The sequence below is a fragment of the Arthrobacter sp. genome, from assembly GCF_048266065.1.
GTDB lineage: Bacteria > Actinomycetota > Actinomycetes > Actinomycetales > Micrococcaceae > Arthrobacter_H.
The window spans coordinates 164,801-179,997 of the sequence record NZ_JBLXAH010000007.1 but is presented as its reverse complement, the minus strand read 5'-3'; the positions used below and the strand labels follow the sequence as shown (position 1 = coordinate 179,997).

Below are 15,197 nucleotides of genomic sequence, written 5' to 3'. Positions count from 1 at the left end.
TCAGATGCTGTACTCCGGGGCGGCCCAGACGATGACCTCGGGGTGCTCGTAGAAGCGGTAGCCCTGCCCGCGCACGGTGCGCACCGTGTTGGCCAGGCGGCCGAGCTTGGAGCGCAGGCGGCGGATGTGCACGTCGATGGTGCGCTCGTTCGGGACCTCTTCGGCGTTGCGCCACAGGTTGGTCAGCAACTCGTCGCGGCCAACGGTGCGGGCGCCGTTCTCCACCAGGTAGTTCAGCAGCTCGAACTCCTTGAAGGTCAGGTTCAGCGTCTGCCCGTCCAGGTGGACCTCGCGGCGTGAGAGGTCGATCAGCACGCCGGAGGGGCGCGTGGCGGCCGGCTGTTGGCGGGCCGTTTCGGTGCGCGGGCGGCGGGCCACTGTCGGGTCCCCCAGCGCCTGGCGCACGACGTCGATGCTCTCACCCGGGGCGCTGGCCGGGGCCAGGGCGACGGCGGCGTGCGTCTGGGCCTGCGGGGCCAGCGTCTGCAGGTAGGCGCGCACCTGGGTGGCCAGCTTGCCCAGCGAGGTGCCCTGTTCCTGGGCGGTCGCCTCATCGAGGCCGACGTAGAGCACGAAGCCGCGGGCCTCGGTGTCGCGTTCGACGGCCTGCGGCCCGGGCGTGCCGTTGCCTGCCACGACCGGGGTGGGTGCGGTCACCGGGTGGCCATCCTGCGGTGAGGGCACTGTGTGGAGCTGGCGGTAGCCCTGTGGTGCGCCATATTCCCCCTGGCCGACCCCCTGGCGCTGGGCAGCTGCGCGGTTCTGCGCGTTGCGGATGGAGATGTGGACGTATCCAGACGTGACAGACATGGTGGAACCTCTAACTGTGCGAAAAGTCGGTGAACTGTCTTGGGGCAGCTGTCCGGCGTCGTGCGAGTGGCGGCGACCGGCCCAGCCGTGCTTCGGATCTTCGGCGGGTGGGAAGAAGCTAGGCCGACATTCGACAACAGCTGCGCGCACGCCCGACTCCATGGCCCCAACGGGTGCCGGTGGTCGTGGGTGCTGCTGGTTCGATGTTCACGTGATCCAGTCTTGCCGTAATAATTCGAACCCGCAAGTAATATTCATCGCATCTGTCCACATAGTGAGACGAAAATGCGACTTTGTGAGGTGATTCACATTGCGCAATATTCTGAAGTGAACCTTTTGGATGCAGCGGTCTGGGCAGTCAAGCGCTTGATGACTGTTCGATTTGACTACTCCGACGTTACGATGCACACCCTAAAACAAGGCATGCATAGTTATGCGTGACAAGAGGTTTTCCGGGTCATGGGCTTGACTATCCGCCTCCCACGGTGGGCGATTCGGGGTCTGCCCCACCATGGCCCGCCGGTTACTGTAGGAGGCAACCGGTTCACAGCCCGGACACAGCTTCATCCCAGCCCGGCCCTATAGGTGCACAGGAGTATCGACTCATGACGAACTCGCAGTTCTCCCCGAACCAGCTCCCCCGCCTGGAACACCCCGATGGAACCCCCCTCCGGGCCCTGGTGGTCGACGACGAGCCCTCGCTGGCCGAACTGGTGGGCATGGGCGTGCGTATGCTCGGATGGCAGGTCAAGGTTGCCGGCGACGGCCCCTCCGCGGTGCAGGAGGCCAGGTCGTTCAATCCCGACATCCTGGTTCTGGATTGGATGCTCCCCGGATTCGACGGCCCGGAGGTCCTTCGCAAGATCCGCGCGTTCCAGCCCGAGGTCCCCGCCCTGTTCCTGACCGCCAAGGACGCGGTGGAGAACCGGATCGAGGGCCTGTCCCTGGGTGGCGACGACTATGTCACCAAGCCGTTCAGCCTCGAGGAGGTGCTGTTGCGCCTGCACCGGCTCGTGGAACGCTCCGGGGCAGCGAAGGCCGACGCCGCGGAACTGGTGGTCGGGGACCTGGTCATGAACCTGGACATGCGCGAGGTCAGCCGCGGCGGGGACATCGTCAACCTCACCGCCACCGAGTTCGACCTGCTGCAATACCTGATGGAGAACTCCCGGCGGGTGATGTCCAAGAACCAGATCCTGGACAGCGTCTGGCAGTACGACTTCGGTGGCCAGGCCAACATCGTGGAGCTCTACATCTCCTACCTGCGCAAGAAGATCGATGCCGGGCGCGAGCCCATGATCCACACGGTCCGCGGCGCCGGGTATGTGCTGAAGCCCGCGCAGTGAGCCCCACAGCTCCCCCGAAACCCACGGAACCCCCCACCGGAGGGGAAAACCCGACAGGTCCCCGGCATCCTGCCAAGCACTGGTCGCTGCGCGCCCGCATGCTCGCGGCACTCATCGCCCTCCTGGCCCTCATCTGCCTGGTGATCGGCGTCTTCACGCACACCGTGATGAGCAACAGCCTGTACGGCCAACTGGACGAGCAGCTGGAACAGGCCTCCAACCGCGCCGCTGCCTTCGACGGCAACACCTCGGGCCAGGGTAGCAATGCGCCCGACCCGTTGAACGCCCCGGGGCAGGGCTCCGGCACGTTGAATGCACGCATCGAGGGCAACACCATCCTCATTGGCGGCGTCCTGGACCGCGAGACCGGGGTACGCAAGCAGCTCAACGAGAAGGACGCCCAGCGGCTGGCCGAGGTGGCCGCCGACGCGGCGCCAACTACCGAGGACCTCTCTGTGGGCCGCTACCGGCTCATGGCCGTCACCTCCACCGAGGCGGGGCACCCCGCGACGGGCGCCTCCGGGAAGTCGATCCTCATCACCGGGCTGCCCGTGGAGAACACCCGACGGACCCTGTTCTCGCTGGACATCACCATGCTCCTGGTGGCTTCCTCCGGGCTCGTGGCCACCGGCCTGATCGGATCGGTGATCGTGCGCCGGTCGCTGGTCCAGCTCGAACGCGTCTCCGCGGTCGCCGGGTCGGTCGCCGAACTGCCCTTGGATGCGGGCGAGGTGCGGCTGGCCCAACGCGTCGCCGCCGCCGATGCCGAACCGGGAACGGAAGCCGGGAACATGGGCCACGCGCTGAACGCCCTGCTGGACAATGTCGAGTCGGCGCTGGAGGTCCGGCAGAACTCGGAGGCACGCATGCGCCGGTTCGTCGCCGATGCCTCCCACGAGCTGCGCACCCCCTTGGCCGCCGTGCGCGGCTATTCGGAACTCGTGGCAGCCACCGAACACCTCAGTGCCGACGGACGGACCTCCCTAGGACGCGTCGTGGAGCAAAGCCACCGCATGGGCTCGCTGGTGGAGGACCTGCTCCTGCTGGCCCGCCTCGACGAAGGGCAGAAACCCACCAGCGTCGACGTCGACCTGACCCAGGTCGCACTGGAAACCGCGCGCGACTTCCAGGTGGCGGCGCCCACCCACCGATGGCGGCTCAACCTGCCCGACGATCCCGTGGTGGTCCGCGGCGACGCGACGCAGCTGGCCCGCGTGTTGAACAACCTGCTCTCCAATGCGCGCAAGCACACCGTGCAGGGGACCACCGTTGACATCGGCGTCGCCCGCTCGGCCGACGACCGGCATGGGGTCCTCACCGTCACCGATGACGGCCAGGGCATCGACGAGGAGTTCCTGCCCCAGGTCTTTGCCCGCTTCACCCGGGCCGACACTGCGCGCTCCGGCGCGGAGGGAACCGTGGGGTTGGGGCTGCCGATCGTGCGCGGCATCGTCGAATCCCATGGAGGCACCATCCACGTCAGCAGCCGGCCCGGGCACACCGAGTTCGAGGTCCGCCTGCCGCTGGCCTTCGAGGTGCCCCCACGCCCGGACCAGCCCCCGCAGTCCGCCGTGTAGCCGGCGGTCACAGCCGCGGGGCCACCTTCACAGACCCGCCACAGCACCACCCCACCACCGCCACAAGTGCGCCGGTGAGGCTGGACGCATGAACCAGCCACCATCCCCACCGACCGTCCAGCCCACCCCACCGACCCGGGCCGCGGGGCCCGCCCCGCGGACCTTCGCCCCCACCACGGCGGCACCGATCCTCCCCGCAGCGGGGATCCCCGTGGTGGACGTCGTCATCCCGGTCCACAACGAACAGGCCGGCCTGGAGGCCAGCCTGCGTCGGCTGCACGCCCACCTCGCGGCCACGCTGCCCTTCGGCTACCGGATCACCGTCGCGGACAATGCCAGCACCGATGACACAGTGGCCATCGCCGAACGAGTGGCCCGGGACCTGGGGTGCATCGCCGTCGTGCATCTGGAGGAAAAGGGGCGCGGGCGCGCGTTGCGCGCCGCCTGGGCCGCCTCCGACGCCCCCGTGCTGGCCTACATGGACGTCGACCTGTCCACCGACCTGGCGGCTTTCGGCCCGCTGATCGCCCCGCTGCTCTCCGGGCATTCGGACGTGGCCATCGGCACCCGGCTGGGCCGCGGGGCCCGGGTGGTGCGCGGGCCGAAGCGCGAGTTCATCTCCCGTGGCTACAACCTGGTCCTGCACGGGTCGCTGGGCACCCGGTTCTCCGATGCCCAATGCGGGTTCAAGGCCATCCGCAAGGACGTGGCCGACCAGCTGCTGCCGCACACCCGGGACAACTCGTGGTTCTTCGACACCGAGCTGCTGGTGCTGGCCGAACAGTGCGGGCTGCGCGTGGCCGAGATCCCCGTCGACTGGACCGATGACCCAAGTTCCAGCGTCGCCCTGGCCCGGACCGCGGCCGATGACCTGGCCGGGATCTGGCGCATTGGCAGGTCGCTGGTCGCCGGCCGGATCCCGGTGGAGGGCATCCGGCGCGAACTCGGCCGCTCCGAACCGGCCCGGACGCGCAGCAACACGCTCTTCGGGCAGCTGGTGCGCTTCGGGGCGATCGGGGTGGTCTCCACGCTGGCCTACCTGGCCCTCTTCCTGCTGCTGCGTCATCTCACCGGGGCGCAGGCCGCGAACTTCAGCGCCCTGCTGCTCACCGCGATCGGCAATACAGCGGCGAACCGGCTGTTCACCTTCGGCATCCGGGGCAGCCAGGGCATCGTCACCCACCACTTCCAGGGGCTGCTGGTCTTCGGCATCGGACTGGCCCTGACGTCCGGGGCGCTGGTCCTGGTCCACCACGGCGCCTCCCCCGGCAGCACGTTGGAGGTCATCGCCGTGGTGCTGGCCAACCTGTTGGCCACCCTGGTGCGCTTTGTGTTGTTCCGCCACTGGGTCTTCGGATCCACGTCCCCGATCCAGAAATCCGAGGTCCAGGCATGAGCGCCACAACATCCACCCTTCGACGCCAACGCCTGGCCCTGGGGATCCTGCTGGTGGGCACCGCAGTGCTCTACTTGTGGAACCTGGGCGCGAACGGGTGGGGCAATTCGTTCTACGCGGCGGCCATCCAGGCAGGGTCCGAGAGCTGGAAGGCGTTCCTGTTCGGCTCCTCCGACGCGGCAAATTCGAGCACCGTGGACAAGCCGCCGGCCTCGTTGTGGATCCCGGCGCTGAGCGTACGGATCTTCGGGCTGAGCAGCTGGTCCATCCTGGTCCCCGAGGCGCTGATGGGCGTCGCGTCCGTCTGGCTGCTGTATTCCACCGTCCGGCGGGTGGCCTCCCACGCCGCCGGGCTGCTCGCCGGTGCCGTGCTGGCGCTGACCCCGGTGGCGCTGCTGATGTTCAGGTACAACAACCCCGAGGCGCTGTTGCTGCTGCTGATGACCGCCGCCGCCTACACCGTGGTGCGTGCCGTGCAGGCCGGTGAGCCCCTCCCCGCGGTGGATCCCCCGACCGGGCCCACGGGCGGCCCCGTCGGGCGGGGGCGCCGGATGGCGTGGTGGCATCGCACCAGCCCGGCCCTGCGTTGGGTGGTGCTGTGTGGGGTGCTGATCGGCTTCGGGTTCCTGGCCAAGCAGCTCCAGGTCCTGCTGGTGGTCCCCGGATTCGCGCTCGCGTACCTGCTCACGTCCCCGCTGGGGTGGGGCCGCAAGGCGCTGCACGTGCTCGGTGCCGGAGCCGGGCTGGTGGTCGCCGCCGGATGGTGGATTGCCCTGGTGGAGCTCTGGCCCGCCGATTCCCGGCCCTACATCGGCGGTTCGCAGAACAACTCGTTCCTGGAGCTGACGTTCGGCTACAACGGTCTGGGGCGCATCAGCGGGAACGAGACAGGCAGCGTCGGGGCCTCCCAATGGGGCGAGACCGGCATCGGCCGGCTGTTCACCGGGGAGTTCGCCACGCAGATCGCCTGGCTGCTGCCCGCAGCACTGCTGCTGGTGGTGGTCCTCGCCGTGCTGGTGGTCCGCACCCGGGCGCTGCGTGATCCGAGCGGCCGCGCATTCACCGCACTGTTCGTGTCCATGGCCTCCTGGCTGGTCATCACCTGGCTGGTGTTCAGCTACATGCAGGGCATCATCCACCAGTACTACACGGCGGCACTGGCCCCGGCGATCGCCGCCATGGTCGGGGCGGGCGGCTGGTTGCTGCACCAATTCCTGGACCAGCTCTGGGCGCGCATCACGGCTGCCGTGCTGGTGGCCGGAACCGGATTCTGGAGCATCCACCTGCTGCACCTCTACCCGGCCTTCCTGCCCTGGCTGGCCCCGGTGGTCGGCGTCGTGGCCTGCGTGGCCGCCGCGGTGCTGCTGGTCCCGCCGGCCTTCTGGACGTCGCAGCAGACATCGGCCCGGGCTCCGTTCCTGCGGCGGGCCGCCGGCGCCGGGCTGGTGCTGGCGCTGGCCTCCACCATCGTCGCTCCGGCCTCCTACGCGGCGGTCACCACCACCGAGGGACGCAGCGGGTCGATCATCACCGCCGGGCCCTCCTCCGGTGGCCCCGGTGTCTTCGGCAACGCCTTCCGCGGCCGGGGCGGCGGACAACGCGGCCCCGGTGGGCAGGTCGGACAAGGTGGGCAAACGCCTCCGACCATGGGACAACCTCCCACGGGGATGGGCCAGGGCACCGGAACAATGCCGGGACACAACGGCACGTCCACCCTCCCCGGCCAGACCGGTGCGGGAACCATGCCCGGTGGAGCCAATGGAACCGGCGGTGGCACCGGTGGCGGCGGGCTGCTCTCCGCTGCGACCGTCGGTGACACGTTGAAGGCACTCCTGGAGCAGGACGCCTCCTCCTACCGCTGGGTGGCCGCGGCCGTCGGCTCGAACAGCGCGTCGGGCTACCAGCTGGCCACCGAGGATCCGGTCATGCCGATCGGCGGCTTCAACGGCTCGGATCCATCACCGACGCTGGAGCAGTTCCAGGCCTACGTGCAGAACGGCGACATCCACTACTTCATCGGTGGCGGGATGGGCCTGCGGGCCAATGGTGGATCGAGCGCCTCCTCTGAGATCTCTGCCTGGGTGGAGGCGAACTTCGACTCCCAGACCGTCGACGGTGTGACCGTCTACGACCTGGGTTCGGCGTCAACGGCCCTGCAGGGTTAGGGCATCGGGCGGTCGTCCCGGCGCACCGTGTCGGGACGGCCGTCCCCGTGTGGTGCCTGCCGAACGCGGGCCGCCCACTCCACCAGCAGGGCACGGACGAGGTCCGGCTGGTCGAGGTGGAGGTTGTGTCCTGCCCCGTCGAGCAAGGCAAAGCTGGAGTGCGGGAAAAGCGAGGCCAGATCGCGTTGGTCCTCGAACCCGACGACGGCGTCCTGTTTTCCGGCAATGATCAACACCGGGCGTTCGTATCCCGACAAACGCCCGTCCGGGGCCTCCGCCAGGGCATATCGCTGGCCCAGGCGTGCCATGGCGCGCAGGTCCGCGGCCCTGATCCCCGGGAGGGCAGCCCGCCGGAAGCGCTGCCAGTTGTCCTGCGTCTGGATGACCGCCGACTCGGCATAGGGACGGCGATCGGCGGCGTCCAGGGTGTCCAGCATTGCGGCGTCCGCCACGAGGACCACGGGGGCCGGCAGGGTCCGGTGGGCTGTTACGGGATCGACGACCGGGGCGAGCAGTGCCAGGCCCAGTACCTGGTCGCTCCGGCGGGCCGCGAGGTCACGGGCCAGCAACCCGCCCAGGGAGCTCCCGACGACGGCGAAGGGCGCGGTGCCGACCAGAGCGGTGACCGCGTCGTCGAGCCAGTCGGCGAGCTCGGGCAGGCCGCCCGGTGCCTCCAGCCGTGGCGTCGACCCGAATCCGGGAAGGTCCAGGTGGATCCGTTCCCACCCGCCGGCGGCGAAGGTGTCGTCGAGTTCGAGCAGCAGCCGGTGGTCCACCCCGTTCCCGTGCAGGAAGAGCAGCGGGGCGCCGGCGCCGCGGCGCACGAGGTGCGGCCACGGCGAGGTCACCGGGGGCGTTTCGGCAGGCACCGCCGTCGTGCAGTGGCTTCTAGTGGGCGAGCCCGTAGAGCCGGTCCCCGGCGTCGCCCAGGCCCGGGACGATGTAGGCGTTCTCGTCGAGCTTCTCGTCCAGGGCGGCGAGGACCAGGTGCACGCGGGAGTCGTCGCCGTAGTGCTCCTCGAGCCGGTCCAGGCCCTCGGGGGCTGCAATGAGGCAGATGCAGGTGACGTCGGAGGCGCCGCGGTCGAAGAGGAACTTGATGGACTCGATCAGCGTGCCGCCGGTGGCGAGCATCGGGTCCAGCACGAACACCTGGCGGCCGGTGAGGTCCTCGGGCAGGCGCTCGGCGTAGGTGACGATGTCCAGCGTCTTCTCGTTGCGGGCCATGCCCAGGAACCCGACCTCGGCGGTGGGCACCAGGCGGGTCATGCCCTCCAGCATGCCCAGGCCGGCGCGCAGGATCGGCACCACCAGCGGGGTCGGCTTGGCGAAGGCGGTGCCCGTGGTGGTGGCGACCGGGGTCTGGACCTCCACCTGGACGGTGCGCACCTCGCGCGTGGCCTCGTAGGCCAGCAGGGTCACCAGTTCGTCGGTGAGCTGCCGGAAGACCGGGGACGGGGTGCTCTTGTCCCGGAGAACCGAAACCTTGTGGGCCACCAGCGGGTGGTCGACTACCTGTACGCGCATGCCCCTAAAACTACCAGCACCACCGGGCCGCTCGGCTACTGTGGGAGCGTGATTCCCGATGATGCGCGCCACGCCCGGTGGATGGGCCTGGCCCTGTCCGAGGCACGCGCGGCGCTGGTGACCGGCGACGTGCCCATCGGCGCCCTCGTCATCGGCCCCGACGGATCCGTCGTCGCCACCGGCCGCAACGAGCGCGAGGCCTCCGGGGACCCCACGGCCCACGCCGAGGTCGTCGCGATCCGTGCCGCCGCCGCTGCCTTGCGCTCGACCGGGAACGACGACGGCTGGAGGCTGGCCGAGTGCACCCTGGTCGTCACCCTGGAACCGTGTGCCATGTGTGCCGGGGCGATCGTGCTCTCACGCATCCCGCGCGTCGTCTTCGGGGCCTGGGACGAGAAGGCCGGGGCCTCCGGGTCGGTGTTCGACATCCTGCGGGAGCCGCGGCTGAACCACTGGGTCGAGGTCTTCCCCCGGGTGCGCGAGGCCGAATGCGCGACGCTGCTAACCGACTTCTTCCGAACCCTGCGGTAGCCATTCGCCGCCGTGGGCGGAACGTCGCCGCCCTGGGCAGCGCGGCAGCGACAGCGTGCCGGCCGGCCAGCACGCTGGTTCCATGAGCGAACAACCAGAAGCACGCAGCCTCTTCGACCGGCACATGCGCCAGCACCTGCTGATGCACCGTGTCCTGGTCCTGGACGGCCCCCTCGACGACGACAACGGCACCATGCTCGCCGCCCAGCTGATGGCGCTGGCCGACGACAACCAATCGGACATCTCCCTGTGGATCAACTCCCCGGGCGGATCCGTCCCCTCCATGCTGGCGCTGCGGGACATCATGCGGATCATCCCGAATGACGTCTCCACCCTGGCCCTCGGGCTGGCCTGCTCCGCGGGACAGTTCCTGCTCTCCGCCGGAACGCCGGGCAAGCGGCGGGCACTGCCCCGGGCCCGCATCCTGATGCACCAGGGGTCGGCCGGGATCGGCGGTTCCTCCGCCGAGGTGGAGGTCCAGGCGAACGACCTGCGCCACACCCGCGATACGGTGCTCGGCCTCATCTCCGAGGACACCGGCCAGCCGATCGAGCGGATCTTCGAGGACTCGCTGCACGACCGCTGGTACACCGCGGCCGAGGCGTTTGAGTATGGCTTCATTGATGGGGTCGCCGATTCCTACGCGACAATCGCGCTGGCGCGGAACCGCCATGCCGGGCTGGGGGTGGACCGATGAGCAGCTACACGATCCCCAACGTCATCGCCCGCACCGGGAACGGCGAGCGCATCATGGACGTCTACTCCCACCTGCTCACCGAGCGGATCGTCTACCTGGGCACCGCCATCGACCCCGGAGTGGCGAATGCGCTGATCGCCCAGCTGCTGCATCTGGATTCGGACTCCCCCGGGACGCCGATCGACCTGTACATCAATTCCGAAGGCGGGGACCTGCCCTCGATGTTGGCCGTCTACGACACCATGCAGTACGTGAAATCCCCGGTGTCCACCATCTGCGTGGGCCAGGCGATCGGGGCCAGCGCCGTCCTGCTCACCGGCGGTGCCGCGGGACGGCGGATGATGCTCCCCCATGCCCGGGTGGTGCTGCACCAGCCCGCCGGCCAAGGGCGCGGAACGATTCCCGACCTGATACTGCAGGCCGATGAGCTGTTGCGGACCCGCGGTGCCGCCGAACGGGTGCTGGCCCGCCACACCGGCAAGGACGTCGCGGTGCTGCGCGCCGACACCGATCGGGAGCGGGTCTTCACCGCCGATGATGCGTTGGCCTATGGTCTTGTCGACGAGATCCTGGACCGGGTGCCGGCGGTGCCCCTGGCGGTCGGCGCATAGGGCCCGCCCACCGGGGGCCGAACTGGCTAGGCTGCCAGGGCCAGGACCGGCTGGGAGCCAAGATCCGCCGTCGTGCCGACGGAGGATCCGAAGGCCGGTGCGGCGAGGGTGGAGTAGCCGCGTTGGCGGGTGGAGGTCAGGACCTGGACGGTTGACGAGGCGTGCAGTTCGGCGGCGACCTGCCAGGTGAGATCCAGCAAGGTGGTGCCGAGTGCGCCGGCGACTGCGGCGATCATCTCGCTGGAGGGTTCCTTGATGCCGCGCTCGATCTCCGAGAGGTACTGCGGGGAGATGCCGGCGAGGCGGGCGACGTCGGCCAGGCGGTCACCGCGGATGGTGCGCAACAGCCGCAGGCGCCGTCCCAGGACCTCGCGCCACAACGGTTCGGGCCCCCACTGTTCGTCGGGGGTGGGGCGTCCGGTGCGGAGGGTGGCGTCGCGTTGCAGGTCCATGCTTCACCGTAGGCCCGCACTCCCCCGGCCTGTCACCCCATTCTGCTGCAGGCAGAGCGGGTCCGTTTTGGGTCGACCCGGCGTCGTCCGCTACAGTAGTGCAGTCTGGTGACGTGTCCGAGCGGCCGAAGGTGCAACACTCGAAATGTTGTTTGGTGAAAGCCAACGTGGGTTCAAATCCCACCGTCACCGCCAGTGAAAACCCCCGGGAAACCGGGGGTTTTCTTCGTTCCGTGGAACTTCGTGGTGCATCTATGGTGCAGATTTCGGCGGTGCCCGGTCTATGTTCAAGTGCGCATTGTCGGGGTAGCCCTTCCTCGACGCTCCTCCTTCCGGCACCGCCAGGCGGGGAACTTTCGACCCCCAGACCGTAATAGCCCACGCCGAAGCAACAAAAACGAGGCCGGAGGTGCTCTACGCGTAGGAGGTACCGGCGGTGGCAGCTGCCCGTCCGAGCAGCCCCGCTTGCACGGTTGAACTGAACGGTTCGAATGCCGAGGTAGCCGCAAAACGAAGCTCCGACTCCCATAGAAAACACTGGGAATTCCAATACGTCTTCTTCGTTTTCAAGCCTCTCTGGTGACGCAGCGGTCACTGCACTCCAAAGAACGACTGCAAGGACCTGACCTCGACCGGCGTCGATCCGGTGACCTTTCAAGTAAGAGTTCCGCCATATCAGGCGTTTATGCAGGCTGCCATGATCTTCGGCTGTTGCTAGTCAGAGTTCTCATTGTCCTCCAAGGATTTCTGATGGATATCACTGAATCTGCGGGATAGATGCGGGACTTTTGTACACAGTGCTCTTGATCGTCAGGCGGTTTTCGTCCGCTCGCTTGCCGCAGTTCAGAAATTCCATCAATCCATGTTCCTGAGGTTGTCCTGGTCCGTCAGCAGACGGTAGCCCATGCCTGCTTCGGTGATCAGATACCGCGGCGTGCCCGGGTTCGGTTCGAGTTTCTTGCGCAATTGAGCGACGTACAGGCGCAGGTAGCCGGTATCGGTGATGTGCTCGGACCCCCATATCTCGGTGAGAAGAGTCTGCCGGGTGACGAGTTTGCCGGGGTTGCGGATGAGGACTTCGAGTACCTGCCACTCGGTGGGGGTAAGCCGGACTCGCTGCGTCTGGCCCCGGCCGCTCTTCACGACGTTCCGGGACGACAAGTCGATGGTGACATCACCGAGTGTCACAGTCGGGTCCGATTCGTGTTGGGGTACTCGGCGGGTGAGAGCGCGGATGCGGGCGAGGAGTTCCTCGATGGAGAAAGGTTTGGTCACGTAGTCGTCGGCCCCAGCGTCGAGCGCTTCGACTTTGTCGGCCGCACCGGTACGACCGGAGACGACGAGGATCGGGGCGGTGGACCATCCGCGGATGCCCGCGATGACTTCGATGCCGTCGAGTTGGGGCATTCCAAGGTCGAGCATGTAGATATCGGGGTGACGGTCGATGGCGAGAGCGATGGCCTCCGCACCGTTGATGGCGGTGATGATCTCATAGCCTTTCGCAGTCAACGTGATTCGGAGTGCGCGCAGGATTTGCGGGTCATCGTCGGCGATGAGAATCTTCATGAGGGCGTTCCTTCCGCGGTCGGTTCCGCAGGTTGCTGCCGCGTTTCGGGTGTGGGGAGTGTGACGACCATGGTCAGCCCGCCGCCGGGGGTGTCTTCGGGGGTGAGGGTGCCACCCATCCCTTCCACGAAGCCTTTGGAGAGGGCCAGGCCGAGGCCAAGGCCCGTGGTGTTGTCGGTGTCGCCGACACGTTGGAAGGGGACGAACACGTCATCTCGACGCTCGGCGGGGATGCCGGGGCCGCGGTCGATGATTCGGATTTCCACCTGTCCGGCGAAAGCGCTGGTGGCGATGCGGACGTAGCCGCCTGGTGGGGTGTAGCGGGTGGCGTTGACGAGCAGGTTGACGAGCACTCGTTGCAGCAGTGCGGAATCGGCCATGACCGGCGGGATAGTGGGGTCGAGATCAAGTTGCACCTGGTCGGGTCCAAGGTCGAGTTCGTCGAGTGCGGGCACGATAGTGTCCGCGGGATCGACGGGGCTGACCGAGACGGCCAGGACACCGGCCTGGAGACGGCTGACATCCAGAAGGTCGGTGATCAGAGTGGCGAGAGTGGTCAGGCTTTCATCGGCGGTGGCAAGGAGTTCGTCGCGGTCGTTGTCGTTGAGCATGCTGCGGGTGGCTCGGAGGCCGCTGACGGCGGCAGTGGCGGCGGACAGTGGACGCCGCAGGTCGTGGCTCAGCGCTGAGAGCAGGGCGGTTCGAACCCGATCGTTGGCCGCGAGCGGACCGACTTCGCTGGCGGTCTCGGCGAGGTCGCTGTGTTCGAGTGCGGCGTCGAGTTGCGCGACGAGGACGGCCAGGAGCCGTTGTTCGGAGGCTTCCAAGTCGTTGCCGTGCAGTTCCAGGATCGCACGGTCGCCGATGGTCACAGTCGTGTGTCGGTCGTCGGGCAGAGGTTCCCCTGCCGTGGCGAGGACAGTTTCCCCTTTCCGGAGTCGGACGCCGGAGAGACCGAATGCTTCTCGGGCACGATCGATCAGCGCTTGAATGGCTCCTTGGCCGCGCAGAACGCTGCCGGCGACGGTGGCGAGAAGTTCCGACTCCGCTGCGGCGCGTCGTGCGGCCCTGGTCAGCCGTGCGGCCCGGTCGACGACGAGGCTCACCAAGATCGCGATGATGATGTAGAGCGCGAGCGCGACCAGATGGGTTGGCTTGGTCACGGTGACTGTGTACAGCGGTGCGATGAAAAAGAAGTCGAGTGTGAGCCCGGACATCACAGCAGCAAATAGTGCCGGCCAGATGCCCCCCACGAGCGCGACGACGACGACTAGCAGTTGATAGCTCAGGACATCGCTGGTGATGGAGTCCTCGGTACGAAAGGCAGACAGCAGCCAGGTCAGGAGCGGGCCACCGATGAGAGCGAGGGCGAATCCGGTGATGCGGCGCTTCCACGTCAAGGCTCCGCCGATCTTGGGGAGGGAGAGTTTCCCGCCGGCGGCGTCGTGATTGACGATGTGCACGTCGATGTTGCCGGCTTCGCGCACGACGGTCGCGCCGATGCCGGGCCCGGTGAGGGCGGCGGCGAGTCGGCTGCGGCGGCTGACGCCGATGACGAGCTGTGTGGCGTTGACGGATTTGGCGAACTCGACAAGCGCGATGGGGATATCGTCACCGACGACCTGGTGATACGTGCCGCCGAGCTTTTCCACGAGGGCGCGCTGCCGGGCCAGCGATTCCGGGTCGGCGACGCGCAGCCCGTCTTGACTGGTGACGTGCACGGCGAGCAGGTCCCCACCCGCGGATCGCGCAGCGATCCGCGCTCCACGACGCAGTAGGGTCTCGCCTTCCGGACCGCCGGTGAGAGTCACCACCACCCGTTCCCGGGCTTCCCACTTGCTGTCGATGCCGTGTTCGGCGCGATAGGTCTTGAGCGCCTGGTCGACCTCATCGGCCAGCCACAGCAGGGCGAGTTCGCGCAGCGCGGTCAGGTTGCCGAGTCGGAAGTAGTTCGACAGTGCCGCGTCGATCCGCTCCGCCGGGTAGACGAGTCCGCCGGAGAGCCGGTCTTGTAGCGCCTGGGGCGCCAGGTCGACAACTTCGATCTGATAGGCCGCGCGAAGGAAATCGTCCGGTACCGTCTCGCGTTGCGGCACACCGGTGATCTGCTCCACCACATCGTTCAGAGACTCGATGTGCTGAATGTTGACCGTGGAGATCACGTCGATGCCCGCGTCCAGGAGCACCTGGACGTCTTGCCAGCGTTTGTCGTGCTCAGAGCCGGGAGCGTTGGTGTGGGCGAGTTCATCGACGAGGGCGACCTCGGGCGTGCGAGCCAGGGTGGCGTCCAGGTCCATCTCGGTCAGTTGCACGTCCCGGTGCTGGAGAGCGCGACGCGGGAGGACTTCTAGTCCTTCGGTCATCGCCGATGTCGCCGCGCGGCCGTGGGTCTCCACGACAGCGACCACCACGTCCTTGCCTTCGGCGAGGAGTCGTTTGCCTTCCTCCAGCATGGTGTAGGTCTTCCCCACACCGGGCGCAGCGCCTAGCAGCACCCGAAGCCGCCCCCGTGCAGTCAT

13 protein-coding genes and 1 tRNA gene are annotated in these 15,197 nt (G+C 68.0%); 8 read left to right on the top strand and 6 right to left on the bottom strand.

Annotated features, from left to right (window positions below):
• Complete coding sequence (locus tag ACN0TP_RS13145; protein ID WP_417219657.1) at nt 1–810, bottom strand: winged helix-turn-helix domain-containing protein; 810 nt, start codon at nt 808–810, stop codon at nt 1–3.
• A 605-nt stretch (nt 811–1,415) separates the two neighbouring features.
• On the opposite strand from ACN0TP_RS13145, the gene ACN0TP_RS13140 reads away from it, so the two are divergent.
• From ACN0TP_RS13140 to ACN0TP_RS13125, 4 genes are all read left to right on the top strand, one after another.
• Nucleotides 1,416–2,156, top strand: coding sequence for a response regulator transcription factor (locus ACN0TP_RS13140; protein WP_417219656.1), 741 nt, complete (start codon nt 1,416–1,418; stop codon nt 2,154–2,156).
• Nucleotides 2,153–3,733, top strand: a complete 1,581-nt coding sequence (locus tag ACN0TP_RS13135; RefSeq protein ID WP_417219654.1) for a sensor histidine kinase — start codon at nt 2,153–2,155, stop codon at nt 3,731–3,733. Before ACN0TP_RS13140 ends, ACN0TP_RS13135 begins: the two co-directional genes overlap by 4 nt.
• 88 nt (nt 3,734–3,821) lie before the next feature.
• On the top strand, nt 3,822–5,129 hold the full coding sequence (locus ACN0TP_RS13130; protein WP_417219653.1) for a glycosyltransferase: 1,308 nt from the start codon (nt 3,822–3,824) through the stop codon (nt 5,127–5,129).
• Nucleotides 5,126–7,294, top strand: coding sequence for an ArnT family glycosyltransferase (locus ACN0TP_RS13125; protein ID WP_417219651.1), 2,169 nt, complete (start codon nt 5,126–5,128; stop codon nt 7,292–7,294). Before ACN0TP_RS13130 ends, ACN0TP_RS13125 begins: the two co-directional genes overlap by 4 nt.
• Here the strand turns inward: ACN0TP_RS13125 and ACN0TP_RS13120 are convergent.
• Complete coding sequence (locus ACN0TP_RS13120) at nt 7,291–8,163, bottom strand: alpha/beta fold hydrolase (RefSeq protein ID WP_417219650.1); 873 nt, start codon at nt 8,161–8,163, stop codon at nt 7,291–7,293. The genes ACN0TP_RS13125 and ACN0TP_RS13120 overlap by 4 nt on opposite strands.
• A 19-nt stretch (nt 8,164–8,182) precedes the next feature.
• Complete coding sequence (gene upp / locus ACN0TP_RS13115) at nt 8,183–8,821, bottom strand: uracil phosphoribosyltransferase (protein WP_417219649.1); 639 nt, start codon at nt 8,819–8,821, stop codon at nt 8,183–8,185.
• A gap of 81 nt (nt 8,822–8,902) precedes the next feature.
• On the opposite strand from upp, the gene ACN0TP_RS13110 reads away from it, so the two are divergent.
• The 3 genes from ACN0TP_RS13110 to ACN0TP_RS13100 all read left to right on the top strand — a co-directional run bounded on the left by ACN0TP_RS13110 (nt 8,903) and on the right by ACN0TP_RS13100 (nt 10,660).
• Nucleotides 8,903–9,352 carry a nucleoside deaminase gene (locus ACN0TP_RS13110; protein ID WP_417219718.1) on the top strand — a complete coding sequence of 150 codons (450 nt, stop codon included), beginning with the start codon at nt 8,903–8,905 and terminating at the stop codon, nt 9,350–9,352.
• An 82-nt stretch (nt 9,353–9,434) separates the two neighbouring features.
• Complete coding sequence (locus ACN0TP_RS13105; RefSeq protein WP_417219648.1) at nt 9,435–10,049, top strand: ClpP family protease; 615 nt, start codon at nt 9,435–9,437, stop codon at nt 10,047–10,049.
• Complete coding sequence (locus ACN0TP_RS13100) at nt 10,046–10,660, top strand: ClpP family protease (protein WP_417219647.1); 615 nt, start codon at nt 10,046–10,048, stop codon at nt 10,658–10,660. The genes ACN0TP_RS13105 and ACN0TP_RS13100 overlap by 4 nt, the downstream gene beginning before the upstream one ends.
• 26 nt (nt 10,661–10,686) lie before the next feature.
• Here ACN0TP_RS13100 and ACN0TP_RS13095 read toward each other — a convergent pair whose 3' ends face one another.
• Nucleotides 10,687–11,112 carry a helix-turn-helix domain-containing protein gene (locus ACN0TP_RS13095; protein WP_417219646.1) on the bottom strand — a complete coding sequence of 142 codons (426 nt, stop codon included), beginning with the start codon at nt 11,110–11,112 and terminating at the stop codon, nt 10,687–10,689.
• Nucleotides 11,113–11,219: 107 nt separating this feature from the next.
• On the opposite strand from ACN0TP_RS13095, the gene ACN0TP_RS13090 reads away from it, so the two are divergent.
• Nucleotides 11,220–11,307, top strand: a tRNA-Ser gene (locus tag ACN0TP_RS13090).
• Between the two features lie 660 nt (nt 11,308–11,967).
• Here the strand turns inward: ACN0TP_RS13090 and ACN0TP_RS13085 are convergent.
• On the bottom strand, nt 11,968–12,678 hold the full coding sequence (locus ACN0TP_RS13085; protein WP_417219645.1) for a response regulator: 711 nt from the start codon (nt 12,676–12,678) through the stop codon (nt 11,968–11,970).
• Entirely contained in the window at nt 12,675–15,197 is a 2,523-nt protein-coding gene (locus ACN0TP_RS13080) for an ATP-binding protein (RefSeq protein ID WP_417219644.1), read from the bottom strand. The genes ACN0TP_RS13085 and ACN0TP_RS13080 overlap by 4 nt, the downstream gene beginning before the upstream one ends.

What these genes read in the sequence shown, in the direction of transcription:
- ACN0TP_RS13130 (WP_417219653.1), top strand. Translation starts at nt 3,822, where the DNA reads ATGAACCAGCCACCATCCCCACCGACCGTCCAGCCCACCCCACCGACC.
- ACN0TP_RS13095 (WP_417219646.1), bottom strand. Translation starts at nt 11,112, where the DNA reads ATGGACCTGCAACGCGACGCCACCCTCCGCACCGGACGCCCCACCCCC.
- ACN0TP_RS13085 (WP_417219645.1), bottom strand. Translation starts at nt 12,678, where the DNA reads ATGAAGATTCTCATCGCCGACGATGACCCGCAAATCCTGCGCGCACTC.
- ACN0TP_RS13100 (WP_417219647.1), top strand. Translation starts at nt 10,046, where the DNA reads ATGAGCAGCTACACGATCCCCAACGTCATCGCCCGCACCGGGAACGGC.
- ACN0TP_RS13125 (WP_417219651.1), top strand. Translation starts at nt 5,126, where the DNA reads ATGAGCGCCACAACATCCACCCTTCGACGCCAACGCCTGGCCCTGGGG.
- ACN0TP_RS13080 (WP_417219644.1), bottom strand. Translation starts at nt 15,197, where the DNA reads ATGACTGCACGGGGGCGGCTTCGGGTGCTGCTAGGCGCTGCGCCCGGT.
- ACN0TP_RS13110 (WP_417219718.1), top strand. Translation starts at nt 8,903, where the DNA reads ATGGGCCTGGCCCTGTCCGAGGCACGCGCGGCGCTGGTGACCGGCGAC.
- upp (WP_417219649.1), bottom strand. Translation starts at nt 8,821, where the DNA reads ATGCGCGTACAGGTAGTCGACCACCCGCTGGTGGCCCACAAGGTTTCG.
- ACN0TP_RS13140 (WP_417219656.1), top strand. Translation starts at nt 1,416, where the DNA reads ATGACGAACTCGCAGTTCTCCCCGAACCAGCTCCCCCGCCTGGAACAC.
- ACN0TP_RS13145 (WP_417219657.1), bottom strand. Translation starts at nt 810, where the DNA reads ATGTCTGTCACGTCTGGATACGTCCACATCTCCATCCGCAACGCGCAG.
- ACN0TP_RS13105 (WP_417219648.1), top strand. Translation starts at nt 9,435, where the DNA reads ATGAGCGAACAACCAGAAGCACGCAGCCTCTTCGACCGGCACATGCGC.